The organism is Paenibacillus massiliensis subsp. panacisoli DSM 21345, assembly GCF_000426545.1.
GTDB classification, from domain to species: Bacteria; Bacillota; Bacilli; order Paenibacillales; family Paenibacillaceae; genus Paenibacillus; species Paenibacillus panacisoli.
Genome location: NZ_AUFO01000016.1, coordinates 60,647 through 86,376 on the forward strand (window position 1 = coordinate 60,647; position 25,730 = coordinate 86,376).

At 50.3% G+C, this 25,730-nt stretch carries 21 protein-coding genes; 17 read left to right on the forward strand and 4 right to left on the reverse strand.

From position 1 onward, the window contains the following. The first annotated feature begins 2 nt into the window (after positions 1–2). The 8 genes from K331_RS0113675 (at position 3) to cysC (ending at position 9,523) form a co-directional block, all read left to right on the forward strand. Positions 3–1,514 (forward strand): DHA2 family efflux MFS transporter permease subunit, encoded by a 1,512-nt coding sequence (locus K331_RS0113675; protein ID WP_028590747.1) that lies wholly within the window; start codon positions 3–5, stop codon positions 1,512–1,514. A 166-nt stretch (positions 1,515–1,680) separates the two neighbouring features. After that, complete coding sequence (locus tag K331_RS0113680; RefSeq protein ID WP_028590748.1) at positions 1,681–3,147, forward strand: efflux RND transporter periplasmic adaptor subunit; 1,467 nt, start codon at positions 1,681–1,683, stop codon at positions 3,145–3,147. Positions 3,148–3,447: 300 nt separating this feature from the next. Beyond that, positions 3,448–4,287 carry an STM4015 family protein gene (locus K331_RS0113685; protein ID WP_028590749.1) on the forward strand — a complete coding sequence of 280 codons (840 nt, stop codon included), beginning with the start codon at positions 3,448–3,450 and terminating at the stop codon, positions 4,285–4,287. Positions 4,288–4,344: 57 nt separating this feature from the next. Then, on the forward strand, positions 4,345–5,688 hold the full coding sequence (locus K331_RS0113690) for an STM4014 family protein (RefSeq protein ID WP_318842590.1): 1,344 nt from the start codon (positions 4,345–4,347) through the stop codon (positions 5,686–5,688). A 44-nt stretch (positions 5,689–5,732) separates the two neighbouring features. After that, complete coding sequence (locus K331_RS0113695) at positions 5,733–6,515, forward strand: STM4013/SEN3800 family hydrolase (protein ID WP_028590751.1); 783 nt, start codon at positions 5,733–5,735, stop codon at positions 6,513–6,515. 166 nt (positions 6,516–6,681) lie between these two features. After that, entirely contained in the window at positions 6,682–8,028 is a 1,347-nt protein-coding gene (locus K331_RS0113700; RefSeq protein ID WP_226383600.1) for an STM4012 family radical SAM protein, read from the forward strand. Beyond that, complete coding sequence (locus K331_RS0113705; RefSeq protein ID WP_028590753.1) at positions 8,025–8,915, forward strand: STM4011 family radical SAM protein; 891 nt, start codon at positions 8,025–8,027, stop codon at positions 8,913–8,915. The genes K331_RS0113700 and K331_RS0113705 overlap by 4 nt, the downstream gene beginning before the upstream one ends. Then, a complete protein-coding gene (gene cysC, locus K331_RS29535; RefSeq protein WP_036634891.1) occupies positions 8,912–9,523 on the forward strand; it encodes an adenylyl-sulfate kinase in 612 nt (203 codons plus the stop codon). Before K331_RS0113705 ends, cysC begins: the two co-directional genes overlap by 4 nt. A 154-nt stretch (positions 9,524–9,677) precedes the next feature. Here cysC and K331_RS0113715 read toward each other — a convergent pair whose 3' ends face one another. From K331_RS0113715 to K331_RS0113730, 4 genes are all read right to left on the reverse strand, one after another. Then, on the reverse strand, positions 9,678–9,956 hold the full coding sequence (locus K331_RS0113715) for a YxcD family protein (RefSeq protein WP_018884198.1): 279 nt from the start codon (positions 9,954–9,956) through the stop codon (positions 9,678–9,680). A gap of 6 nt (positions 9,957–9,962) precedes the next feature. After that, complete coding sequence (locus K331_RS0113720; protein WP_018884199.1) at positions 9,963–10,418, reverse strand: hypothetical protein; 456 nt, start codon at positions 10,416–10,418, stop codon at positions 9,963–9,965. A 243-nt stretch (positions 10,419–10,661) separates the two neighbouring features. Next, on the reverse strand, positions 10,662–11,231 hold the full coding sequence (locus tag K331_RS0113725; RefSeq protein WP_018884200.1) for a PadR family transcriptional regulator: 570 nt from the start codon (positions 11,229–11,231) through the stop codon (positions 10,662–10,664). A gap of 327 nt (positions 11,232–11,558) precedes the next feature. Then, the gene (locus tag K331_RS0113730) at positions 11,559–12,131 is read right to left on the reverse strand and encodes a beta-class carbonic anhydrase (protein ID WP_028590754.1); all 573 of its coding nucleotides are present in this window, start codon (positions 12,129–12,131) and stop codon (positions 11,559–11,561) included. Between the two features lie 148 nt (positions 12,132–12,279). Here K331_RS0113730 and K331_RS0113735 point away from each other — a divergent pair, with 148 nt between their 5' ends. The 9 genes from K331_RS0113735 (at position 12,280) to mutL (ending at position 25,694) form a co-directional block, all read left to right on the forward strand. Next, entirely contained in the window at positions 12,280–13,797 is a 1,518-nt protein-coding gene (locus K331_RS0113735; RefSeq protein ID WP_028590755.1) for a carboxypeptidase M32, read from the forward strand. A gap of 367 nt (positions 13,798–14,164) precedes the next feature. Further along, positions 14,165–15,166 carry an ABC transporter substrate-binding protein gene (locus tag K331_RS0113740; RefSeq protein ID WP_028590756.1) on the forward strand — a complete coding sequence of 334 codons (1,002 nt, stop codon included), beginning with the start codon at positions 14,165–14,167 and terminating at the stop codon, positions 15,164–15,166. A gap of 27 nt (positions 15,167–15,193) precedes the next feature. Next, positions 15,194–15,970 (forward strand): ABC transporter ATP-binding protein, encoded by a 777-nt coding sequence (locus K331_RS0113745; protein ID WP_051289830.1) that lies wholly within the window; start codon positions 15,194–15,196, stop codon positions 15,968–15,970. Between the two features lie 5 nt (positions 15,971–15,975). Continuing rightward, the gene (locus tag K331_RS0113750) at positions 15,976–16,806 is read left to right on the forward strand and encodes an ABC transporter permease (RefSeq protein ID WP_028590758.1); all 831 of its coding nucleotides are present in this window, start codon (positions 15,976–15,978) and stop codon (positions 16,804–16,806) included. 223 nt (positions 16,807–17,029) lie between these two features. Further along, entirely contained in the window at positions 17,030–18,007 is a 978-nt protein-coding gene (locus tag K331_RS0113755) for an aromatic acid exporter family protein (protein ID WP_028590759.1), read from the forward strand. Between the two features lie 107 nt (positions 18,008–18,114). Continuing rightward, the gene (locus K331_RS0113760; protein ID WP_018884207.1) at positions 18,115–18,669 is read left to right on the forward strand and encodes an outer spore coat protein CotE; all 555 of its coding nucleotides are present in this window, start codon (positions 18,115–18,117) and stop codon (positions 18,667–18,669) included. A gap of 178 nt (positions 18,670–18,847) precedes the next feature. Continuing rightward, positions 18,848–20,095, forward strand: a complete 1,248-nt coding sequence (locus K331_RS0113765; protein ID WP_226383597.1) for a putative amidoligase domain-containing protein — start codon at positions 18,848–18,850, stop codon at positions 20,093–20,095. A gap of 270 nt (positions 20,096–20,365) precedes the next feature. Continuing rightward, positions 20,366–23,272, forward strand: a complete 2,907-nt coding sequence (gene mutS, locus K331_RS0113770) for a DNA mismatch repair protein MutS (protein ID WP_028590761.1) — start codon at positions 20,366–20,368, stop codon at positions 23,270–23,272. Positions 23,273–23,333: 61 nt separating this feature from the next. Then, entirely contained in the window at positions 23,334–25,694 is a 2,361-nt protein-coding gene (gene mutL / locus K331_RS0113775; protein ID WP_028590762.1) for a DNA mismatch repair endonuclease MutL, read from the forward strand. Positions 25,695–25,730 lie beyond the last annotated feature (36 nt).

Consider the following 25,730-nt stretch of genomic DNA (forward strand, 5'->3'; position numbering starts at 1 on the left):
ACGTGGCTGATACTGAAATCACTACCTCTCCACCAGGTGCTGACAAGGAAAGCTGGCTGGCATTTATGGCCATTGTACTAGGGGCGTTCGTTGCAATCCTGAACAACAGTTTGATTAATGTTGCGATTCCGAAGCTGACTACGGATCTGGGCTCAACGACCTCCCGTATTCAATGGGTTATAACTGGTTATACCCTGGCTTCGGGGGTGATCGTTCCGATTACCGGGTACATGGAGCAGAAGATTGGCTACAAGAAATTTCTCATTCTTGCGCTGAGCATCTTCGCGATCGGAACGGCTATTTGTGCTTTGGCGTGGAGCGACAGCTCCTTGATTGCGGCACGCGTGCTGGCTGGTTTGGGTGGAGGCGTCATCATGCCGCTGAGCATGACAATTGTCTACAAGATCATTCCACGACATCAGATCGGTATGGCACTTGGAATATGGGGGATTGCAGCGATGGCTGCTCCTGCCGTAGGCCCGACGCTCAGTGGTTATTTGATCGAATGGGTCAACTGGAGATTCCTGTTCATCGTGTGCCTGCCTGTAACGGTATTGGCGATTCTGCTAGTGGTCTTTCTGATCAAGGAGCCAGAGAAGGGGACGCCAAGGGCCTTTGATCTGCCAGGCTTTGTACTTGCTGCGACCTGTGCAGGGACACTGCTCTATGCTCTATCGAATGGACAAAGCGATGGCTGGACTTCTTTCAAGATCGTAGGTCTGTTATTCATAGCTGTCTGGTCCTTGATTTTCCTGATTTATGTGGAGAGTGGCAAGGAGAACGCTGTGATTGAGATTTCCTTGTTCAAAAATTTTAAATACAGCATTAGCGTAGTGGCCTCCAGCTTGGTCATGATGGGGATGTATGGCGGGACCTTCCTGACTCCGTTGTTCTTGCAAAATATTCAGGGTGTCTCACCGATTGAGACAGGTATTATACTCATTCCCCAAGCGGTGGCGATGGCTGTCATGATGCCGATTGCTGGACGTCTATTCGATAAATACGGCATCGTGCCGCTCGGACTGGTGGGGCTGACACTCACAAGCTTTATGACCTATCACTTGCATCTGCTTACACCAGATACATCCCATGCATGGCTAGAGACCGTCATGGCGCTACGCGGCATCGGAATCGGCATTTGTATGATGCCTCTATCGACAGTAGGGATGAACGCTGTTCATCCAAGCAAGGTAGCCAACGCCTCCACGGCCTCTAACTTGGTGCGTACGGTATCGGCTTCGATGGCAATTGCGGTCTTTACATCCATAATGCAGAGCCGATCGGCAGTGCATGCACAGCATGTATCCGAGTCGATTACTGCAGATGCGGCTCACACTTTTCAGAGTATGCTGGGCAGTGGCTGGACATCTACGGTCTCCAAGCTGATTCAGTTGGATGCTGCATCACGAGGCATTGCGGATACGTTCTTGATCTCATCGGTTCCGTTATTTTGCGCAATACCGCTTATTCTACTGTTCATCGGTCAGCGTAAGCAGCGTGAGCAGGCTTTATAAGCACTCATTATAATGATGGATTTAATTCCGGCTTTGTAAGTACGGATGTTCATTACGGATTCTAAGCAACGCGTTACACAAAACGGCATTCAGATGAAGGGCTATGAAGTACTAGGTCTGTCTGTCGTACAACAGATTATGATCATCAGTAAAGAAGGGAATAGCTATGATAAAAATGCAAATGCAGCGGGCACTACCTGTCCTAATAGTAACAACTGCCCTCCTGTCGGGCTGCGCAACAAGTACGCCAGCAGCAGGGGAAATGGTTGTGCCTGTGAAGGTGTACCAGTCGCAAGAGGGCATCCTTGGTCACGGAAGCCAATATACGGGCACGATTACACCTGCCGAAACGGTAAACATCGTACCGAAAATATCCGGTCGTGTGGCGGCTCTTCAAGTCGATGTAGGGTCCGAGGTCAAGAAGGGACAAGTGCTCTTCACGCTGGAGGATCAGGATCTACGCAATAATGTGGCTAAAGCTGAGGCAGCAGCTACCGCAGCAGCAGCGGGTGTAGAGACGGCGACCGTCTCGCATGAATCCAGCATGGCCCAAGCACAGTCCGGGGTAGTACAGTCCAAGAGCGGTGTTATTCAATCCCGTAATGGGCTCAGCCAGGCCAGCAATGCCGTCACACAAGCCGAGTCCGCCGTTAAGCAGAGTACCAATGGAGTGACCACGGCAAAAAATGCAGTTAAGCAGACTCAGCAGGCTTTGGAGGACTCGCAGCGGAATCTTAGTCGAATCAAGGCCTTATTTGAAGAGGGTGCGGCCACAAAGTCCCAGTTGGAGCAGGCTCAGACAAGCTTGACTGCTGCCGAAACGGCACATAGCAATGCCGAAAATGCACTAGCGAATGCCGAGCAGCAGCACATCGCGGCCCAGAAGGCGCTGGAGACAGCCCGTCAAGCCTATGCGAATGCCAATAGCTCACTTAGCAATGCCTCCAGCGGATACGGAAATGCTGAGCATCAGCTTGAGGTATCACGCAGTACGGCAGCTATTACTGCGAGCCAGGAATCGTTGAAGCAGGCGCAAATTAACAAGGATATTGCACAAAATGCCCTGAAGGACAGCGTCATTACCTCGCCAATTAACGGTGTAGTAGGGGCCCGAAATATGGAAACGGGAGAGATGGTATCTCCTCAGGCAGCGGCATTAGTGGTGACGAATCTGAGCAAGGTCAATACCTTGATCTATGTGCCATCTGAGGACATCAATCAGATCAAGCCAGGCGACCGCGTTCAGGTACGAGCTACCGCTTTTGATTACGTAACCTCAGGGACGGTCAAGACGATCAGCCCGCTTAGCCAGAATGGAAAAGGCTACCCGGTGAAGATTGAAGTGGATAATGCTGATATGAGCTTCAAGGAAGGGATGCTGGCAGCCGTCAGCTTCGCAGATCATGATGCCGAGTCCGGGATTCTGGTTCCTAGCTCAGCTGTACAGCACGTAGATGAGCATGATTATGTGTATGTTGCCGAAGAAGGGGCAGCTGTACGTAAAGAGGTCAAGATCGGGCAAACAGCCGGTTCGCAGACACTGTTAACTGGCGGAATTGGAAAGGGAGAGTCCGTTATTACCAATAAGCTGGCTTTGCTGGAGGACCATACTCCAATTCGTGTGTCCCAATAATCTGTAATATGCAGTTGTTATAATAACTGTTGCTGTATATTAGCGGTGTTACCGATAGTCGGTAGCACCGCTTTTTTGTTCTGCAAATTTCAAGTACTAATTGCGGCAAGGTTGTAGAGCGAGCTAAATGAGCATGAAAGCGGCTGGAGGTCTCAAACGTTCATCATAGTTGCGCGGACCCGAGCTCTTAACATCTTCAGTTCAATCTATCTAGTATGAATTGTCAAATTTTGACGAGAAGCAGGTCGGTCATTTACACTAAGAGAGGCCTTTTTCATATGATAAATGGAGGGATTCACGATGGAAATCAAGTTATCCTTGGATTATGAAGCCTATGAAGGTGGAGCAGTAATGGTGGACCTGGTTCGTGAACTGGCGGGGAAGCCGGAGAGCACAGAGGTGACCTCACTGATCATCGGTGACTGGGGGGGAGCCTATGAGCAGGGCCCGGAGGATTTTGTGGAAGAGCTGATTGCACAAAAGGAACAGTTCTCGCAATTAAAGAAGCTGTTTATTGGAGACATGGGCTACGAGGAATGTGAGGTTTCCTGGATCAATCAATCGAATCTGGGGCCGCTGCTGCAGGCTTTTCCCCTACTGGAGTCGTTCACGGTTAAGGGAAGCACAGATCTGGAGCTTGACCCGCTGAATCATGAGCATTTACAGGAGCTCGTCATTATTTGTGGTGGACTTCCAAAAAGAGTCCTTCATCAAATCCATGCAGCCTCTCTACCGGAGCTGCGGAAGCTGGAGCTGTATCTTGGGGTTGAAGACTATGGCTTTGATGGACAAATGGAGGATATCGTACCATTTCTGAACCAGAATCCATTTCCGAAGCTGACTTATCTTGGGCTCAAGGATAGTGAGCTACAGGACGACATTGCAATCGCTGCTGCACAGTCCCCGGTGCTGAGTCAATTGGAGGTGCTTGACCTCTCCATGGGCACGCTGTCGGATCAAGGAGCTGAGGCTCTGCTGGCAAGCGAGGGTGTGCGTAAGCTCAAGCATCTGAATCTAAGCTACCATTACATGTCGGATGAGATGCTGCTCAAATGGAAACAAACTGGACTGTCTGTAGATATAAGTGAACAGCAAGAGTCTGATGAGGATGATTGGCGTTATCCGGCATTGACCGAATAGGATGTGCGATAGACATTAGTGAATGTAGCTGATGAACGTAGCAAAGGTGGGATCATCATGAATCGCGCGACATGTGGGCAGATAGACGAGGGGATGCTTAACATCTATGCAGACAGCTCTCATGCGGACAACATCGCCTGGATGAAGAATGTGCCTTACATTGTCATCGGTAATTCAGGCAATAAGCGCATACTCGGTATTCAACAAGCCAGAGCCAGTCTCGGACTGCAACCACCCATAGTGCTGACCTACCTTGAACTGCTGGAATGGAAGCGTAGGGGTCGACACCTGTCGGAGATGCCTGAGTTGATGGCGGTGCATGCTAATCATTCTGCCAGCACCAGAGGCCCAGTCCTGCGTCTTGATGCCCCAGGTGATCATTTTGGTGTAGAAATGGAGCTTATCGCTCTAGGCGCCGAAGAGAACATAGGCGACGATAGCCTGCTACCCATGAAGGGCATTCTGGCTACAGGAAGAATGCTCTCGGCAGAGCAGGCCAGATCATTGCAGCCGCATCCAGGGCGTATTTGGTATCCTGCGCAGTGGTTCAAAGGCTACTGCCGATTGCTGGCATGGCTTCGCTCGGAAATGCTGCTATTATGGCCTGAGCATCACTGGATCAATGATCCTGTGGACATTCCAGTCATGTTCGACAAGCGCTGCACCAGTGCCCGTCTGTCTTCAGCAGGGGTGAGAGTCCCTCAATCGCTGCATGGGCACTTACTAAGCTCTTCTGCGCAGACTTATCGTGCGGATGTTGTGATTCCAGGAAGCGGCGAGGAGCTGAGAGAGAGCTTGCAGAAAGCTGGTATGCATCGCGCATTCATCAAGCTGTTCTGTGGCTCTGCTGCTTCGGGTGTGATTGCCTATCAATTTCATCCGGTGACAGGGAAAGAAATAGCTCAGACGACGATCGGCATGGAGCAAAGCAGAGGTGAACTCGTATTCTACAACTCTGGCCGCCTACACAAGTATACCGACGCAGCAAGCATCGGGCGACTGTTGGACTGGCTATGTCACGAGGGTGTACATGTGGAGCGCTGGATTCCCAAAGCTTCCGTTCATGGGAAAGCCTTCGATGTCCGGCAGCTTGTACACCGGGGCAAGGCCTGCCATGCCGTGCTACGTGCAAGTCGAACGCCGATTACCAATCTTCACCTACGCAACGAACGTCTTCGGCCTGAGGAGGCAGGGCTAGCCAATCCTATCCTGCAGAAGGTGGCGGCAACAGCCGAGCAAGCTCTTGCGGCGTTTCCACATTCCACGACAGCGGGAGTCGATGTGCTGGTTCCTACGGACGGTAGCGCACCCTATGTGGTGGACATGAATCCTTATGGTGATCTGCTGTATCATGTTCGCTATGAAGGCATGGACACGTATACCTGGGAAATGGCGCATTAAATATAGAGTAAGATAGACAAATGCAATGACAAGGAGGGTGCCGAATGCCAGATATGAATGAGATTGTAGGTACCCATGACATCCTGATGATTACACTGGATACGCTGCGTTATGATGTAGCCAAGCTGGAGGAGGAACATTGTCCAAACCTGTGTGCGGATGGCCCCTGGGAGAAGCGACATACACCAGGAAGCTTTACCTATGCGGCTCACCATGCCTTCTTTGGTGGATTTCTACCGACGCCAGCGAACACCGACAAAACCTCACATGTAAGGTTGTTTCATACGAAAAATACAGGACTGCCCACGCACCCCCATAGCTGGTTGTTTGATGCACCTGATCTGGTAACAGGACTACAGCAGGAAGGGTATCGGACCATTTGTATAGGTGGCGTCATCTTCTTCACCAAAAAGAACAAACTGGCCAAGGTACTGCCATCATACTTTATGGAAAGCTACTGGCGGATGACCTTCGGTGTAACGAACCCGAGATCCACGGAGCATCAAGTAAATCATGCGCTGAAGCTTCTAGCTGATGCTGATCCTGCGCAGCGGCTATTTATGTTTTTAAATGTGTCGGCTCTGCATGGCCCCAATCATTATTTTGTACCGGGCGCGAAGAAGGATTCCATCGAGACCCAGAGAGCGGGGCTTCGATATGTGGATGAGCAATTGGGGCCTCTGTTCGAAGCGATGCGCAGACGCTCCAAGACCTTCTGCATGGTGTTCTCGGATCATGGAACGGCCTACGGAGAGGATGGCTATGAAGGTCATCGGCTAGCACACGAGGTCGTCTGGAATGTGCCATATCGCGAATTCTTCCTGTGATGAGAAATATCGCGCAGCAGACAGCAGATTGAAGTATGAACGGGGGCTTGATGTCCTGATGAAGCATACATGAAAGGAGGGAGCATTAATGAGTACCGTGCCCGAGGAATCGGCTCTGTTCATGAATCGTGGCGGCTCTACACATCTGAGTGAGAGGCCACAGCGAATGAACAGAGCAGATTGGCCGCAGCACTGGATCGAATGGGAGGCAGGACTACAGGAGGCCCCCTATCGTTCTTATTTATACTCTTATCCACATAAGACGGCATATCATGAGATTAATCCACCAATTCCATTATCCACCCTATGGAGTAAGGAGAAGCTGGAGAGCTATTTTTTGTACATGCATATCCCGTTCTGCGGTGCGAGATGTGGCTTCTGCAATCTCTTCACGCTCCCGGATCGAAGAGCTGATGTCCATGTGGAGTACGTGGATGCGCTTGAGCGTCAGGCACGTGAATGGGCCCCCTTTGTGAAGGGAAGTCCGTTCTCACGCTTTGCGATTGGTGGTGGAACACCTACCTTGCTGTCAGCGGAGCTGCTGGAGCGGGTATTCCATATTGCCAAGCAAGAGATGGGGCTGGATACGGAGCAAGTCTCTATTTCGGTGGAGACCTCACCGGATACAGTTACTCCCGATCGGCTGGAGGTGCTGAAGAAGCACCGTACCGATCGAATCAGCATGGGCATTCAGAGCTTTGTAGAAGAGGAGAGCACAGCCATTCATCGACCGCAAAAGCCCGCTCTGGTCCGACAGGCATTGGATATGCTACAAGAGTATCGTTTCCCGCTACTGAATGTAGACCTGATCTATGGACTACCTGGGCAGACGGTGGAGTCGTGGCTGTATTCGCTGGAACAGGCTCTGTCGTACAATCCCGGTGAAATCTTCATTTACCCACTATATGTTCGTGAGAATACCATTCTCAAGCCTGGACAGACTGGGCTAGAGAAGGATATTCGCCTTGAGCTATACAAGGCCGCGAGTCAACGGCTTCTGCAGGCTGGCTATAAGCAGTTCTCCATGCGACGCTTTGCACGTGAGGGTGCAGGTACTACGAAGTCACTGCTTCCCTACAGCTGTCAGGAGGAAGGAATGGTAGGTCTGGGATGCGGCGCACGCTCGTATACTCAGGGCGTTCATTACGCTTCCAGATACGGTACGAGCATTGCAGCTACACGGCATATTCTTGCAGATTATGTGGCAGCCAAGCGACATGATGCCGTGGACTACGGCTTCATCTTGAATGAAGAGGAGCGGCAGCGTCGTTTCATCCTGAAGGCACTTCTCCATGCAGAGGGACTGGAGCTTGCAGCCTATAGTGAGCGCTTTGGCGCAGAGCCCTTCGTTCACGTACCAGAGCTGTCGATGCTGGTCGGTACAGGAGTTGCATATATTGAAGAGGACGTTCTTCGACTGACAGAGGAGGGCATTGGCTACTCGGATGCCATTGGGGATTGGTTGATTTCATCCGATGTTCGTAACCGAATGGAAGGATATGTACACGCATGAGGGCGACTTTATATTATCGAGGGACACTATCCTCTTGTAATTATACTTGTCCATATTGTCCTTTCAGCAAGACGAAGGATTCGCGGGAGACACTAATGCTTGATCGCAGACAGCTGGCGGAATTTGTAGACTGGGTTGAAGCACAGCAGGAGCATGGGCATACGCTGTCGATCTTTTTTAATCCCTACGGCGAGGCGTTGATTCATTCCTGGTATCGCGAGGCTCTGGTACGTTTATCCCATATGCCCCATATCGAGAAGTTATCTATTCAGACGAATCTATCCGTGAAGCTGGACTGGACGGAGCAATTGCAGCCAGGGAAAATGTCATTCTGGGCGACTTATCATCCAGGACAGACACAGGAAGACCACTTTCTGTCTCAATGTCAAGCCATCTACAGCCGTGGGCTTGGACTTAGTGTTGGAACGGTGGGGATTCGTCAGTCGTTTCCAGCCATTCGTTCGCTCCGGGCTCAGCTTCCGAAGGAGGTCTATATGTGGGTGAATGCCTTCAAAGACCGCCCACATTATTACACGCCCGCGGAGATTGAGGAATTAACCACTCTTGATCCTCACTTTGGATGGAATGTACAGGATTATCCGAGTCAGGGCAAGGCTTGTGCAGCAGGAGAGACGGTCTTCTACGTGCAGGGGAATGGGAATGTCAAACGATGCTACAAGGATCGGCAAGTCATCGGTCATCTCTATCGGCAAGGACTTGAGGGATTGGCTGCTGAGCGAAGCTGTCGCATGAAGATGTGTGGCTGTCACATCGGATATATCCATATGAAGGGGCATCCGATTGGTGAGCAATTCGGCGGAGGACTGCTGGAACGGATTCCAGGTCGACCGATACCGCAGGAGGACAGGGAGGTGCAGCAGGCATGATACAGGCTCGTACGCCGCTTCTGCGACGAGACAAGGAACAGCTTAACGAGCATACAGCAGCCGTAATCTGGTTAACGGGTCTGCCCGGAGCAGGCAAATCCACGCTTGCTATAGAGCTTGAGCATATCCTGCATGAGCAGGGCATTCGAACGGCCCTCTTGGATGGGGATGTATTGCGCCAAGGCCTTAACTGTGATCTGGGGTTTACTGCCGAGGCAAGAGCAGAGAATATTCGAAGGACAGCCGAAGCCGCACGTCTACTAGCGAATGCGGGAGTGGTTACCATCTGTGCATTGATTTCACCCTACGAAGCAGATCGTCAGCAGGCCAGAGAAATCATCGGTCCCATTCCGTTCTGCGAGGTGTATGTGGATTGTGACCTTGATATTTGCGAAAGTCGTGATCCTAAGGGAATGTATCGGAAGGCACGAAGTGGAGATATTCCGGATTTTACAGGAGTCAGTGCACCCTATGAGGTACCCGCTCACCCAGAGCTGCGAATTGCGACTGGGCACAAGGATGTGAAGCAATCGGTCGATGAGCTGCTGTCCGGGCTGTCAGCACTGCAGTTGATTCGAAACGTGAGATTGGATAACGTTCATCACTAGAGCCATTTGAATTTTGGACATTAGAGACAATCAAATTCAGCGATGCAGAAAAGATGGGTCTGATTTTAGCTTATGTGCAAAAAGGGGATTCCCCGGTTCATAGAACCAGCGGGAATCCCCTTTGCTATTAGCGTATATCTATTCGGTGTTCAGACTACGTGCGAATATGAGCTGTGATCTCTTCATCCAGATGCAGCGTCAAATCCTCACGATAGGCCCGAATCTGATATTCGGTATGCACATATCTCAGGATAGCTTCAGTAATGTTGGACTCGACCAGATACTGACTTCTGCCATGAACCCATACTTCAGCAGTGTAGCCTGTGTCCTCATCCCAGCTAAGCTCGACCGAAATATCGGTCGGGCTTACTTGCTTGCGTTCAGCCATATGAAGGCAGACCGCATTTATAATTTCATCCATGCTTATAACCATAGCTTATCAACGTCCTTGGTGAGAATCATTGACTTTGCGGCGATTTTTGAAGTTGCGATACAGTGCGAATGCAGCTACCACAATCAGATAAATAACGAGCAGGTTCACTGCAAGACCCAGGATCTCACCCAGTCCACCCATACCAGCGAACAGTCCGCCAAACAGCAAGCCTGCAATACCGCCGATCATCAGGCCCTTCATGAGTCCGCCACCACCGAACATGCCACCACCCGTAGTACGGTTTGCCGTGTTGGATGCAGCGCCATTCGTGTTGTTCGTGCCGCTGTCGCTCTTGTTGACGTTACTGCTGTTGTTGGCTTTGTTAGGTGTCTGCTGGTAACTCTTGACTCCGGATTTGAAGCCGCCTCTTCTAGCATCTGCCGTGGAAGGCGCAGCCAAGGCAAAGATTAAGGTGAAGGCCATCATAATCATGGTGAATTTTTTAAGTGAGAATGCTTTCATTAATATCGAATACCTCCATTTAATTTAAATTAATCATCTTACTCAGCCGCTTACACATGTTATACGAATCAGCTGGAGAAGGGTTTCAAAAATAATTATTAAAAAAATGATAAATTTATGCGTGTAATACGAACGAGTAATTCAATGCCTCTTTTGTTAACCGTAGAGTACTAATGTGCTCCGAAATAGTTCTGAATGACAGATCAGCTCGGGAGTGATCAGGTCCAAATTCCGATCAAGTTACTAGCTGTTGAGCGTCAAGAACGGATTGTTATCAGCTCTTACATCACCCGTAGCGAGCATGCGAAGCACCATCTGGCACCATTCCAGACCAGCCTTGGCATTCAAGAGACCCTTCTGCACCAGAATGAAATCGCCGAAGGAAGGGCTGCCGAAGTGCAAATTATCTGTCGGGATGTTCTCCAGAATCTTTTCGAAATATTGAATGCGTCCTGTAAAATGCCGTTTGCGTTCTTCCAGCATACGGACGGCGCTGCCCTGATCAGCAAGCCATAGACAGAATAGGCGAAGACTCAGCTCATCCCTCGTAACGGGTGGGGCTGCAGACTCTTGAGTCCATTGCTGCAAAGTATGAATACCTTTGTCTGTAATGGAATACATTTTCTTGTCGGGTTTGTCCGATTGCTGAATCCAACGGGAGGACAGAAGTCCGTTCTTCTCCATACGTGATAGCAACGGGTAGATCTGACTGTGCTTGGCTTGCCAAAAAGGCTGAATCTCCAGCATCAGATCGTAGCCCGAGGATTCCCGTCTAGCGAGCAATCCTAATAAACCATAGGATAGCAAATTCATATTGAATAGTCTCCTTCATCCAATTTGCGAACATGTTGTACATTTGAATCGGCGGCTGAGCGGTCTGCTGCATACGAGCAGCCACTTATTTCAGCATTTTGCCCAACCCATTACAGCGCCATCAAGACAATATATATACGCAAAATATTGAAGTGCACTATAAATATTGTTCTTGAAAATCACGAATTGGATTTATGCAAAAGGCTTATATAAAAGTGTACACTGAAACTGTATGGTTTGACAACTTGTGCTCTGAATTGCTTATGTAACAGAAAGAGACCGATTCCATATGTTTCCTGAAATCGGTCTCTCAAGTGCAGAGGGAACTTATGCTTTTTCCTGCTTATAACCGTCTACTACTAAGGTAAGCTCACCTGTCTCTGGGTGAATAATCATGCCATGCACGGGCACTTCCGCAGGTAGTAACGGATGGTTCTTGATGACTCCCACAGTGCTTGTCACGCCTTCTGTGACATTTTCGAAGCCGCGTAGCCATTTCTTAAGCTTGATACCTGAATTTTCTAGCGTACTTAGGACCTCTTGTGATATTCCGCGCTCCAGCATGTGTCCGATCATGACATCTGAGTTCAAAGCAGCCATGCCGCATTCGTGATGTCCGACAACAACGACTTCATCGGCGCCCAGCTCATAGATGGCTACCAGCACGCTCCGCATGACACTTCCGAAGGGTTGAGAGATGATCGCTCCGGCATTCTTGATGACTTTAACGTCTCCGTTACGAAAATTCATAGCACTATGCAGCAACTCTACCAAACGGGTGTCCATACAAGTGATTAACACCATTTTTTTGTTGGGGAATTTGCCAGTCTTGAAGCTCTCGTATTCTCTTTTTTCCACGAAGGCTTTGTTATGTTCTAGTATTTGCTGGATCTGATTCACGTTCATTCCTCCTACGTTTGCAAGTGATCTTAAAGCGGTAAATTGCTTATTTCAAAATTTAGCTTTTGAAGCGGAATTGAATTTGATTATACGTAACTATAGAATTATCATCAAGTAGTAAGCAAAAAAATGAAATGAGGTGGATAACATGGCACAAGCACCAGCTGAGCGGCTCGAAGAGCTGAAGGAACTGGTTCGCAAGATTAAAAGCTATGTGGAGGCAATCGGACTCATGCATTGGGATCTAAGAACGGGAGCTCCCCGCAAAGGAGTTGATATCCGCTCGCAGACGATCGGAATGCTCACTACAGAATGCTTCAAACTGCAGGTATCGCCACAGATGGGCGAGCTGCTGAAGTATTTTGCAGATCCAGGAATCATGGCAGATCTTAGCGATACAGATCGACGACTGATTGAAGAATGCCGTACAGAATATGAGCGTAATCTTTCCGTTCCGGCGGACAAGATCAAGGAGTACAGCATTCTCGCTGCGCAATCCGAGAGCTATTGGGAAGAAGCGAAGGCTAATAACGATTTTGCTGGCTTTGAACCTTACCTTACGAAGATTGTAGCCTTCAAGCAGGAATTTATTGAATACTGGGGCGTGAAGGCTACTCGTTATGATACGTTGCTGGATATGTACGAGCCTGAGCTGACGGTTGCGAAGTTGGACGATGTGTTCGGAAGGCTTAAGAAAAGACTGGTACCACTATTGGAGCGTATTCAGGCATCTCCGCACCAGCCGACACACGATTTCTTACATAAGGACTATGATGTCAAGCAGCAAGAAGCATTCGGACTGTTCCTGCTCAAGGAAATGGGCTACGACTTCGAAGCGGGACGACTTGATGAGAGTGTGCATCCTTTTGCTACTGGACTGAATCCGGGGGATGTTCGCATCACGACTCACTACATGCCGAATGATGTCCTCAGTGCGATCTTCAGTTCTCTCCATGAAGGAGGGCATGCGCTGTATGAGCAAAATATCTCGCAGGAGCTGGCAGGTACGCTGCTGGCTGAAGGAACCTCGATGGGGATTCACGAATCGCAGTCCCGTCTATGGGAAAACATGATTGGCCGAAGCAAACCATTCTGGCAGCGCTACTATAACGATCTGCAGAAGCATTTCCCAGAGCAATTGAAGGACGTGACGATGGAGCAGTTCTATCTGGCGGTAAATCGGGTGGAGAATTCCTTGATCCGGATTGAAGCCGATGAATTGACCTATAACCTTCATATTATTATCCGTTATGAGATCGAGAAGATGCTGTTCAACGAAGGTCTTGAGGTCAGTAAGCTACCAGAAGTATGGAATGAGAAGTATAAAGCGTATCTGGGGCTCACACCTCCAAGCAACAGCCAGGGAGTGCTACAGGATGTACATTGGTCTGGCGGTGACTTTGGATACTTCGCATCGTATTCGCTAGGAAATATGTATGCCGCACAAATTTTGGCGACGCTGCGTAAGGAAATGCCAGAATTCAATCAATATATCGCACGTGGTGAGCTGCTGCCCATCAAGGAGTGGCTGACGGATAAAATTTATGTGTACGGCAAGAGCCGCACGCCTTCCGAATTAATTGAAGCCATTACAGGTGAAGAATTGAATCCGGATTATCTGGCTGATTATCTGGAGCAGAAGTATACAGAGATTTATAAGCTCTAGTCGGAATTGATCAGACTTGTGATAGTTCCAAACGATAACGATAGCATGCTGCTATGCTTCCCTCAGTTAATCAGCAACACGGGATAACCCCGTTCATCATGGCTGCATGTAGCAGGCCCTCCCAAGGAGGGCTTTTTTGTCGTTATCGCTGCGCGAAGCTTGCCCCAGTAGCAGGAGACATTGTTGCACAGTTTGCGACTTTAAGCACTCAGATAACCCCTATCGACACGAATGAATAGATAATGTAGTAAGTGTAGAGAAGCGGGTGTTAACTTCGTAAGGTCTGTTGTGCGATGTACGATTAACCATTCCAAAGGGGTCTGCATAGTTATATAGAAAGATTGAAGGTGAATTGGGAGGAATGGGGATGAGAACAGCCGGCTGGATCAAGACGGGAATGGCAGCAGTGCTGTGCGGGCTATTGCTCGGTGGCTGCGTGCCAAAGCAGCAAGGGATCGAGATACAACTAGGCGAGGTTGCGCGGACAATATTCTATGCACCGCAATATGTGGCACTGAGTCAGGGCTTTTTTGAAGAAGAGGGGCTGAATGTAGAGCTTACGACGATTCCCGGAGGGGATAAATCCATGACAGCTCTATTATCCAATCAATCGGATATTGCGCTGATCGGAGCAGAGACCTCTATATATGTAGCGCAGCAGGGTACAGAGGACCCTGTCATGAACTTTGCACAGCTGACACAGACGGATGGGACCTTCCTGTTCGCGCGACATGCTGAAGGGCCCTTCGATTGGAACTCCCTGGTAGGGTCCAAGTTTTTGGGTCAACGCAAAGGCGGCATGCCGCAAATGGCGGGAGAATTTACATTGCGTAAGCAGGGGATTGATCCCCATCAGGATATGGAACTGATTCAGAACATAGATTTTGCCAATATCGCTTCGGCGTTCGCTTCAGGCACTGGCGATTATGTGCAGCTGTTCGAGCCGCAGGCTTCGATCTTTGAGCAGGAGGGCCGAGGCAAGGTGGTTGCTTCCTTCGGGGAAGAGAGTGGACACTTACCGTATACGGTCTACATGGCTAAGCAGAGTTATATGAAGAAACATCCCGAGGCCATTCAGAAATTCACGAATGCAGTACACAAAGCCCAGCTGTGGGTAGACACCCATACAGCAGAGGAGATTGCCGAAGCGATCCTGCCATTCTTCAAGGATACTGACAAAGCAATTGTGGTCAGCAGTGTCAAACGGTACAAGGAGCAGGGGACATACGCCGTTAGCCCGGAAATTGACGAAGCAGAGTGGAATAATCTGCTGGATGTGCTGGACGGGGCTGGAGAGCTTCAGCGTCGGGTACCACTTACCGAGATTGTAGACAACAGTCATGCGCTACAAGCCGCTTCGACCGAATAAATCATCGCTGAAAGGGGGCGACCTGCCTTGAACCGAATAGTAGAGCTCAGACATGTGACTCATGTATATGTGACGGATCGTGAGGCCTCTCTGGCGGTAGAGGACTTGAATCTATCGGTCGCTGCCGGCGAATTCATCAGTCTTGTAGGCCCCAGCGGATGTGGCAAGACGACTATACTATCCATGATTGCGGGTCTGCTGCAGCCAACTACGGGGGAGGTCCTGCTCCGCGGAAAGGCGGTAGAGGGCCCTAGCAGCATGGTTGGGTATATGCTGCAGCAGGACTATTTATTTCCCTGGCGAACGATTCTTGATAATGCGCTGCTGGGCTTCGAATTGAATGGCCGTGTGGACGAGGAAGCGAAGGAACGGGCACAGCTCCTGCTGCGTGGCATGGGACTGGGTGGTACAGAGCAGCTGTACCCATCGCAGCTGTCCGGTGGGATGAGGCAGCGTGTGGCACTGGTGCGAACACTTGCGACCAACCCCAGCCTTCTGCTCCTGGATGAGCCGTTCTCGGCTCTGGATTATCAGACGAAGCTGCAGCTGGAGGATTTGATTGCCGAGACGCTCCGCGAACGGGGCAAGACAGCGATTCTGGTCACGCATGATCTGGCGGAGGCGATCGCAGTCAGTGATCGTGTCCTTGTATTGGGCCGAAATCCTGGTCATCTTCGACGCATGTTCCGGGTACCGGCGCAGATTCGCGACACACAACCGTTTTATGCCAGGGAGCAGCCGGGCTTTAACGAGCTGTTCCACGAAATCTGGGCCGAGCTGGAAGACTCGGGCGGAAGGGAGTGACAGATATGGAGAAATCCGTTGTGAAGCGGGATTCATCCTGGCTGAAGACTCTGCACCGGGAGCATCTGAGACGTAGTCGACAGTTAGCCCGACGTGTGCTGTCCGTGCAGCTCGTAATATTATTTGCATCCCTTGCCCTATGGGAGATCGCGGCTCGACTGCGCTGGATTGATGTACTGCTGTTCAGCTACCCTACCAAGGTGGTGCTTCAGATTGTCGGTGATGCACTCAGCGGCGAGCTCTGGGGTCATCTGGGCGTGACTGTCGGGGAGACCATCGCAGGCTTCTTGCTGGGAACACTACTCGGGACGCTGCTAGCAGTGCTCATTTGGTGGTCACCTTTCCTCTCCAGAGTGCTGGACCCGTACATGGTTGTATTTAACAGCATGCCCAAGGTGGCTCTTGGTCCGATATTTATAGTTATGTTTGGAGCAGGCTTCATGGCCATTCTGATGACGACATTGTCCATTACGGTCATCGTGACAACGCTTGTCGTGTACAACAGCTTTCGGGAAGTCAATGATCATTACATTAAGGTGGTCAGGACACTTGGGGGAAGCAAGCGCGATATTTTTGCCAAGGTCATCCTGCCCGCCTCTTTTCCTACCATTATCTCTTCACTCAAGGTGAATGTGGGTATGGCATGGGTTGGTGTCATCGTAGGTGAATTCCTGACAGCCAAGAGCGGGCTAGGATATTTGATTATTTATGGCTTTCAGGTGTTTAATTTCACGTTGGTGATGTCCAGTCTGCTGATTATTTCGGTGGTAGCTACGTTGATGTATCAAGGGGTCGCCTTTCTGGAGCGCAAGCTGCTGGCGGGCAGGCCACAATGATGAACCATAATCACGGGCATAGGTTGGTCATAAGAGAGGGGTTCCAGGAGGCTATATCCTGAGAAGTCCTCTTTTTGTTAGCACCGGCTGAGTGATCGTTACGCATAGAACTAATGCTGATATGAGATTATAGTCATGAAAATAGCGAATGTGTTATTTCTAAAAAAATGATGTATGATGAAAATGCATCAAAATGACTTTCAGAAGGGATTATGTGAATGGCATGGGTTTTCGGGTGATTAAGACAGCGATTGCAGCGCTAATGGCTGTCCTCATCGCAGACGGTCTCGGAGTACATGGAGCGACTTCGGCCGGGTTGCTGGCGATATTGGGGGTGGACGTAACCCGTAAAAGGAGTATCCGCTCTATTTCGGCCCGATTTTTTGCATCGGTGGTAGGCCTTTTGTTTGCAAGCGTACTCTTTCTCTTGTTTGGTCTTCATTACTGGGTGCTGGCGCTATATATTTTGACTGCCTTCCCGATCATTGTAAGGGCTGGTTTCAAGGAAGGGATTGTAACAGGCTCGGTTGTCGTCTTCCGAGTGTTCAGCGAAGGGGTCGTGGACACGCATACACTGCTGACCCAGCTGTACCTTCTGCTCATTGGACTGGGCTCGGCAATGGTTGTGAATCTGATCTACATGCCCCGTACGGATAATACGATGCTGGAGATTCGGCATCATATTGACGAGACATTCTCCGTTATCTTCAGTAATATCTCTCGGACATTGCGCGAGCCTGGCTTCGTCTGGAATGGTCAGGAGATTATTGATGCTGAGATGGCGATTGCCAAGGGGATCACGGAGGCTGGACGTTCTCTGGAGAATCAGGTGATTAATCCGAAAGAGGATTGGAAGATCTATTTCTATATGCGAAAGCAGCAGCTGGAATCCATTCAATATATGCTTCAGCTTGTCTCGCAGATGTACGAGCATATGCCACAGGGCGACCTGATGGCTGAATTGTTCGAGCAGCTCAGTAAGGATGTCCTCACGGAGCACTATACCGGAAGAACAGAGAAGCTATCCGAACTGGTAGGGAACAAGTTCAAGGAAATGGAGTTGCCTAATTCACGTGAGGAGTTCGAGGTCCGCTCGGCTATTTTGCAGCTGAACCGCGAGCTGGAGCGTTTTTTGAAGATAGCCAAAAAGGATAAGGCTCCTGCTCCAACAGAGCATCGCGCTTCTCCTTTTCCTTCCTAAGAGTGCTTCCAGATAAATAATCTCATTTTCTCTATATCTATTTACTCAACATTCGCCCACATCCTGCATACATATGTATGGAATGATTGTATGGAGGAGGTTCAAGAATGTCATTGAGTCATAAACAACATCGTAGAGAAATTATTACCAAAGCGATCTGCGGCAAAGGTCGCAAATTCTCTACCGTAACACATACCGTGACTCCGCCACATAATCCGACCAGCATTCTGGGGGCATGGATTATCAACCACCAGTATGAAGCGGTCTCCGCCGGCGATGGAATTGAGGTTGTGGGAACCTATGATATTAACATCTGGTATTCCTACAACAAAAACTCTCAAACCGATGTGGCGAAGGAAACGGTATCGTATGTAGAGCAGGTTGGTTTGTCTTATGTAGATCCGAAGCACCGGGCTTCTACAGTGGAGGTGTCTGCGGATGCAACGCAGGAGCCTAGCTGTGTGGAAGCGACGGTGTCCTCGGCAGGGAACAGTGTCGTGATTCGTGTAGAGCGTGAATTCGCAGTAGAGCTAATCGCTGAGACCAAGGTCGTGGTACGTGTGTATGACACTGCCGATGAGGAGGATAAGGATTACGAATTCCTCTCCGATGAAGGCGAGTTAGAGGATCTCGACTTCGAACTGCTGGATGATGAGCTGTAGAGAGAGAAGAACATAGAGCGACTGGCGTAGATCAAAAGGGGTGATGGCACAGAGCCCTTGTATGATGCCCTTGCTTTGACTATGGGATAATATATGCGCCGACAGCGGCTAAGTAGAGGGCGGATGCCCTCCTTTTTATTTTTTAGAGGAATTAAGGGGGGCAAGACGAGGTTGTGATGTGAGTGAGGGAGCTGAGCAAATGGTGAAGACCTTAGGAGAGCCTTCTCTATATGCAGGGCTAAGCGAACAGCAGAAGCTTGCACGTCTTTTGCGTAGTGGTATTCGAGCCAATTGGGAGCCATCCCGCACGAAGGGCTTCGCACTGGGCTACGCTGTGCAGATTCGTGAGCTGGAGCTGCTTGAGGTGAGCAGACGAGGAACAGCGGCACGCATGAGGATCATGGCCGTGGAAGGGCAGGATGAGTCGATAAGTGCTGTCTTGATGAAGAAGCTGGAGCGAGCGGCTGTCCGAACGTTGTACACGCTGGGATTGGACAGTGGTGAGGTAATACTGATGCCAGCCATGGACGCAGGGTACGAGGTGCGGTCCGTAAGGGAGGCGCCATGGACGGAAGATTCACGTCTGCAACGCATGTATCAGTCCAGGGAATCTGCTCATGCGCAGGCTGAACGTGATATTGCCGGGTACGGGAGAGCCCTTGTTGGGATGGACCCGGAGTTCATCCTGGTCCGACATGACCAAGGGAAGGTGGTTCCTGCCTCACGATTTCTGGAGCGGTGGGGAGAAGCTGGATGTGATGCGGTGACGAGAAGAGAGCGTACACTTTTTCCGATTGCAGAACTCCGCCCTGCACCCAGCAGTGAGCCTGAGCGGTTACTGCGGCATTTACGAAAGGCACTTGCAGCGGCATCTTCACGAATCACGGATCGTTCCTTACTATGGAGAGCTGGTGCCATGCCACAGCCAGGTCTTCCTCTAGGGGGGCATCTGCATTTTAGCCGTGTACGCCTGGAGGCAGAGCTACTGCGTGCATTGGATAACTATCTGGCTTTACCTATCGCCATCCTGGAGGACCCAAAATCCACAGCAAGACGCCCAAGGTATGGTATCTTGGGGGATTTCAGACGGAAGGAGCATGGAGGCTTCGAGTATCGGACCTTACCCAGCTTCCTGATTTCACCCCTGCTGGCCAAAGGCGTCATTGGTGCAGCTTACCTGATTGCTGAGCATTATCAGGAGCTACACCTCAGGCCACTGGACCAGGAAGAGATCCACGCTGCATTTTATGCAGCTGATCGTGACTGCTTGTATACCTGCTTGGAACCATTGCTGCAAGGGATGGAGAAGGTGGTAGATTATGAGCGTTATGAGCCCTTTACAGGACCGCTCTTTCGGGAGCTGCGTTCAGGCGGTCATTGGGATGAGATGAGAGACATTCGTCCTCTATGGCGGCTTCCTACGTAGGGAAGAGAACACAACGGAAGCCCGCTAGCAACAGTTGGCATGTTTTGAGCTGGCTTTTTTGATATAATGAACCTCTAGGATTGTTCGAATAGATGATATAGGGCATTTTGCATAAATCCAAGAAACGACTTATATCCAGCAACTTATTGATCAAATTGATTTTATTTGTCAATAATTTGTATCCGAAAGTGATTAAAATCGAATTATGCAAAGTGCTGGAATAGCAATATTGGAGACAGTATACAGATTGATGTAATTTTGGAGGTTGTCATGGCCAATTATACGCCAATGATTCAGCAATATTTACAGATTAAGGAACAGGCGCAGGATGCTTTTCTTTTCTTTCGGTTGGGTGATTTCTATGAGATGTTCTTTGATGATGCCGTTCTGGCTTCCAAGGAGCTGGAGATAACACTGACTGGACGTGAAGGAGGCGGCGACGCCAAAATTCCAATGTGCGGAGTGCCTTACCATTCTGCAGACAACTATATTCAGCGCTTGATTGAGAAGGGCTATAAGGTAGCGATCTGTGAGCAAATGGAAGACCCTTCTGTGACAAAAGGGATGGTCCGGCGCGAAATCGTACGGGTCATTACGCCAGGAACGGTGATGGATGGGAAGAACCTCGGTGATCGGGCCAACAATTACGTTGTATGTGTGACAGAGGCTTCAGGGATGTTGGCGCTAAGCGCGAGTGATCTGTCCACTGGCGAGTTGTACGTTACTTCGGTACCGTACGCCGAGGAATGGCTGATGGATGAGATAAATATTTATGAGCCATCAGAGATTATCGGAGATGCTCGGCTGCTGGCACTTATATCCTCCAGAACGCTCCCTACCAGCAGGAAGATTGTCTATACCGAGTGGGACAAATCCAAGGACGATCTCGTGCGAAGCCAATTCGGGGAGCCTGTGTGGGCCCGTATGCCTGAGGAGCGTCGTCAGTGCGTCTCACGCTTGCTGGCTTACTATCATGAGACGCAAAAGCGCTCCTTAGGTCAATTGACTCAGATCTCATCCTATGAACCGAACCATTTCATGATTCTGGACCCGTTCACCCGCCGGAATCTGGAATTGGTAGAGACTGTGCGTGAGCGCTCTAAGAAAGGCTCGCTTCTGTGGCTGCTTGATCGAACCGAGACCTCTATGGGGGCCCGGATGCTGCGCCGCTGGATTGACAAGCCCCTAATCTCGAAGCAAGCGATAGAGGATCGTCTGGAGGCCGTGGACAAGCTATACAACCAGTTCATTCTCCGTGAGGATATCCGTGAGCAATTGAAGGAGATCTATGATCTGGAGCGACTGGTGGGACGTATTGCCTTTGGCAGTGCCAATGCCCGTGATCTGATCGCGCTGCGTGCTTCACTGGAGCGCATTCCTGAGCTTCAGCAACTGTGTGCTGCTTCACCATCCATCACATTGCAGCAAATTGCCAGCAATCTGGACCCATGTACAGATCTGTATCAGGAGATCGAACAAGCTATCATGGATGAACCTCCTGTATCGGTGCGGGAAGGTGGCATGATCAAGCAGGGCTATCACCAGCGGCTGGATGAGCTGAGGGAGGCAAGCACGAACGGCAAACGGTGGATTGCTGAGCTGGAGGCGAAGGAGCGTGAAGCGACAGGCATTCGTTCTCTCAAGATCGGCTATAACAAGGTGTTCGGCTATTATATAGAAGTAACCAAATCGAATCTAGCCTCTCTTCCAGCTGGACGTTATGAACGGAAGCAGACGCTGGCAAATGCAGAACGGTACATAACACCAGAGCTGAAGGAGAAGGAGACTCTGATCCTGGAAGCTCAGGATCAGATGGTCGATCTGGAGTACAGTTTGTTTGCTGCCTTGCGTAGTAGACTGAATGAAGAGATTCCCCGCCTGCAGAGCTTGGCGGAGCGAATTGCGGAGATGGATGTCTATCAATCCATGGCGACGGTCAGCAGTGAGCGTGGATTCGTTAAGCCTGAGATCAACGATGGCTATGATCTAATTGTGGAGCAGGGGCGTCATCCAGTCGTGGAAGCGGTAATGAAGGATGTTGGCTTTATTGCTAATGCGACCAGGCTGGAAGAGGAGAAGGCACGTATATTGCTGATTACCGGTCCAAATATGGCTGGCAAGAGCACCTACATGCGTCAGGTCGCACTGATCAGCATTATGGCTCAGATTGGCTGTTTCGTTCCGGCAGAGCAGGCCAAGGTGCCTCTGCTGGATCGAATATTTACACGGATCGGTGCTGCTGATGATCTGATTGGTGGTCAGAGCACCTTTATGGTTGAGATGGCGGATATTCAGGTCATGACCGAAAAGGCCACCCCACGCAGCTTGATTATTATTGATGAGCTGGGACGTGGGACCTCGACTAGTGAAGGGATGGCTATTGCTCAGGCTGTCATTGAATATGTGCACGACCATATTGGATGTAAGGCACTGGTATCCACTCATTTTCACGAGCTGGCGCATCTGGAGGAGAGCCTTCATTCATTGCGCAACTATTCTATGGCGGTGCAGGAGAGTGGGGACAAGGTTCATTTTCTGCGCAAGCTGGTGGCGGGGGCTGCAAGCAGTAGCTATGGCATTTATTGTGCTCGCCTGGCCGGCCTTCCTGGATCCATTATAGAGCGTGCCAATGGTCTTCTGGATGGTTTTGAGGATGCTGCGTCACGGGTGACCGCTGGTGTGGAGCGTGATGCACAGGCTTATAAGCCTTCCGAAGGTGATAGTCACCTGAAGGAGACGGAGAAGGGGCTCGCGCTGCGCGAAGTCTCTGTGACGTCCGAGATGAAAGCGAGCGAGACCTGGAACAGCCCGGTTACACATCAACAAGCTCGGCAAGATGAATCACAGAATCAGCATGCTCATCAGCATATTAGCCGAGACAATAACACGTACAATAATCAATCTAATGTTCAGCATCCGGACCAGCAAAGTGATCGAGAAGAAAAGATAGCAGCAATAGCAAAGGAACATTCGCCGCAGTCAGATGGCAAGGGTGTATACCAGTTATCGCTCTTTGGCGAACAGGATATTACACCGGTCAAGACCGTGTCCCGTGAAGATGTTGCTGTGGAGCAATTCATCCAGCAGGTCAAGCGTGCGGATGTTATGAATATGACGCCTCTGCAAGCGATGCAGCTACTAAATGAGCTGAAGCTGCGGGCTACGGAGCTGTCGTAATCAAACATAATGCTGTGCTGCTGTTTGTATAAGTCTGCCTGAGCTGTAAGGAGGTAATGCTATGGCTAGAATTAAAGTGCTTGATGAGCATATCGCGAACCAGATTGCTGCTGGCGAGGTCGTGGAACGCCCTGCATCCGTAGTCAAAGAGTTACTGGAGAATTCGATTGATGCGGGAAGTACTCGAGTGGAGGTATCCGTGGAAGAAGGGGGCCTTCAGAGCATTCGTGTAACTGACAACGGCGGCGGTATCGACCCGGAGGATGTGGAGACAGCCTTCTACCGACACGCGACAAGCAAGATCGTCCACGGACGGGATCTCTTCCAGATCACGAGCCTGGGCTTCCGTGGAGAGGCTTTGCCAAGTATAGCTGCCGTATCCAAGGTAGAGCTCCTGACAGCCTCTGGAGATGATGGCAAGGCTCGCAGAATCGTTATTGAAGGCGGTAAGCTGGTGACCCATGAGGAAGCGGCTGCACAGCAAGGAACGGATTTCATAGTGCGAGAGCTGTTTTATAATACTCCGGCCAGGTTGAAATATATGAAGACGATTCAGACGGAGCTAGGCCACATCTCGGACGTGCTATATCGTATGGCCTTATCGCACCCGGAGATTGCCTTTACACTGCGTCATAATGGCAATACACTGCTCAGGACTCTGGGAAATGGCGACTTGCTGCAGGTCATCGCCGCAGTCTATGGTACAGCCGCAGCGAAGGCTATGATTCCGCTAGAGGATGAAAATCTGGATTACCGACTCTATGGCTATGTCAGCCGCCCCGAGTGGACTCGCTCAAGTCGGAATGCCATCTCAACCGTAGTGAATGGTCGTTATATTCGCGGCTACGGTCTGAATCAAGCCTTGCTGAAGGCTTACCATACGCTGCTGCCTATTAATCGTTATCCACTAACGGTGTTGTGTCTGGACATGCATCCATCATTGGTGGATGTGAATGTGCATCCCGCCAAGCTGGAGGTGCGATTCAGTAAGGAGCCCGAGCTCTATCAATTCGTGGAGCAGGCTGTGCGGAGTGCTTTGCATCGGGAAGTGCTGATTCCGAAGGCTGTGAAGCGAGAGATTGGCAGTCCCACCAGCAGAGCCTTCATCCAAGAGCAGTTTCGCTTCGGGTCTGCAGAGCAGGGGGCGAGTACCTTGCCAGATTCGTCTTCGGCGTCACAGCAGACCTCCGAAGCTGTGAAGATGGAGCAGGCAGCAGCTAGTAGCCAGACACATCTGGTAGCTGAGGACGAGGAGCTCGATGCCCCAGCACCTGATGTGATCGCTGAAGCTACGAAACAGGAGGAAGCGTCCAATTCCATTCCTGAGCAGGCTTCCAAGACGTCAGGAGTGCATGCTGGAGCCAGCTCCGAATCGGCTCTCAGCAAGCAACTCAGTGGTGAGCCAAGTCAACAACTTAGCACAAGAACAGAGTTACAGTCCGAAGACACGGCGCATGGAGGCAAGTCATCGCCATCAATGAATCAGCAGGATACAGGCCAATCTGACAAGGTCTATATGGCACCGGCATATTCAGACAAGTCTGACCTAACAGAGCAGATAGCTGCACAAAATGCTGTAAAGAAGCCGGAAAATAGGGAGTATGCTTCAGGTATAGCTGGAGTAAAAGATTCAACAACTTCCAAGATGGCCTCGAGTACAGTGGTTAAGAATGCAAGCGTGATGCCGACAGCTTATAGTAATGGAAGCATCGTACGTGAGACGTCAAGCCGCGGAGCAGGGAGCTATCAGTCCGGGCGGGGGTCCAGTTCGAATCGTGCTTCCATGAGCTGGACACCAGAGCAGCTATCATCGGTAGCGGGATCTGTACCTGAAATTCCGGCTTTTCCTGAGCTCAGTGTCATTGGTCAGCATCATGGGACCTATCTGATTGCGCAAAATGATAGTGGCCTGTATCTGATTGATCAGCATGCGGCTCATGAGCGTATTAATTACGAGTACTATTACGAGAAATTTGGTAAGCCTGAGCAGGCCTCGCAGGAGCTGCTTTTGCCCATTACGCTGGAATTCACCCCATCGGAGTCTGACAAACTTAAGGACCGCTTGAGCTGGTTCGCTCAGGTCGGGGTACATTTGGAGCATTTCGGCGGTCAGACGTTCCGCGTAACCTCTTATCCCTATTGGTTGCCCAAGGGGGAGGAGCAGGATGTTATTGAAGAGATGGCAGAGTGGGTGCTTGACGAAAAATCCATCGACCTTGCCAAGCTGCGCGAGGCCAGCTCGATTATGTGCTCCTGCAAAGCCTCCATTAAGGCTAACCAGAAGCTTACGATACAGGAGGCGGATGTGCTGCTGAAGCGTCTTGCGGCCTGTAAGCAGCCGTATACATGTCCTCATGGTCGCCCCATCGTGATTTCCTTCTCGACGTATGATTTGGAGAAGATGTTCAAGCGAGTTATGTAGTATGTGCCAGTATCAGCAGTTCAGCAAGATATAGCG

Excerpts from the sequence above, each read along its gene's own strand:
- K331_RS0113695 (WP_028590751.1), top strand. The coding sequence starts at position 5,733 with ATGCCAGATATGAATGAGATTGTAGGTACCCATGACATCCTGATGATT.
- K331_RS0113760 (WP_018884207.1), top strand. The coding sequence starts at position 18,115 with ATGTCATTGAGTCATAAACAACATCGTAGAGAAATTATTACCAAAGCG.
- K331_RS0113685 (WP_028590749.1), top strand. The coding sequence starts at position 3,448 with ATGGAAATCAAGTTATCCTTGGATTATGAAGCCTATGAAGGTGGAGCA.
- K331_RS0113740 (WP_028590756.1), top strand. The coding sequence starts at position 14,165 with ATGAGAACAGCCGGCTGGATCAAGACGGGAATGGCAGCAGTGCTGTGC.
- K331_RS0113735 (WP_028590755.1), top strand. The coding sequence starts at position 12,280 with ATGGCACAAGCACCAGCTGAGCGGCTCGAAGAGCTGAAGGAACTGGTT.
- cysC (WP_036634891.1), top strand. The coding sequence starts at position 8,912 with ATGATACAGGCTCGTACGCCGCTTCTGCGACGAGACAAGGAACAGCTT.
- mutL (WP_028590762.1), top strand. The coding sequence starts at position 23,334 with ATGGCTAGAATTAAAGTGCTTGATGAGCATATCGCGAACCAGATTGCT.
- K331_RS0113750 (WP_028590758.1), top strand. The coding sequence starts at position 15,976 with ATGGAGAAATCCGTTGTGAAGCGGGATTCATCCTGGCTGAAGACTCTG.
- K331_RS0113680 (WP_028590748.1), top strand. The coding sequence starts at position 1,681 with ATGATAAAAATGCAAATGCAGCGGGCACTACCTGTCCTAATAGTAACA.
- mutS (WP_028590761.1), top strand. The coding sequence starts at position 20,366 with ATGGCCAATTATACGCCAATGATTCAGCAATATTTACAGATTAAGGAA.
- K331_RS0113725 (WP_018884200.1), bottom strand. The coding sequence starts at position 11,231 with ATGAATTTGCTATCCTATGGTTTATTAGGATTGCTCGCTAGACGGGAA.
- K331_RS0113715 (WP_018884198.1), bottom strand. The coding sequence starts at position 9,956 with ATGGTTATAAGCATGGATGAAATTATAAATGCGGTCTGCCTTCATATG.
- K331_RS0113700 (WP_226383600.1), top strand. The coding sequence starts at position 6,682 with ATGAACAGAGCAGATTGGCCGCAGCACTGGATCGAATGGGAGGCAGGA.
- K331_RS0113755 (WP_028590759.1), top strand. The coding sequence starts at position 17,030 with ATGGGTTTTCGGGTGATTAAGACAGCGATTGCAGCGCTAATGGCTGTC.
- K331_RS0113720 (WP_018884199.1), bottom strand. The coding sequence starts at position 10,418 with ATGAAAGCATTCTCACTTAAAAAATTCACCATGATTATGATGGCCTTC.
- K331_RS0113690 (WP_318842590.1), top strand. The coding sequence starts at position 4,345 with ATGAATCGCGCGACATGTGGGCAGATAGACGAGGGGATGCTTAACATC.
- K331_RS0113705 (WP_028590753.1), top strand. The coding sequence starts at position 8,025 with ATGAGGGCGACTTTATATTATCGAGGGACACTATCCTCTTGTAATTAT.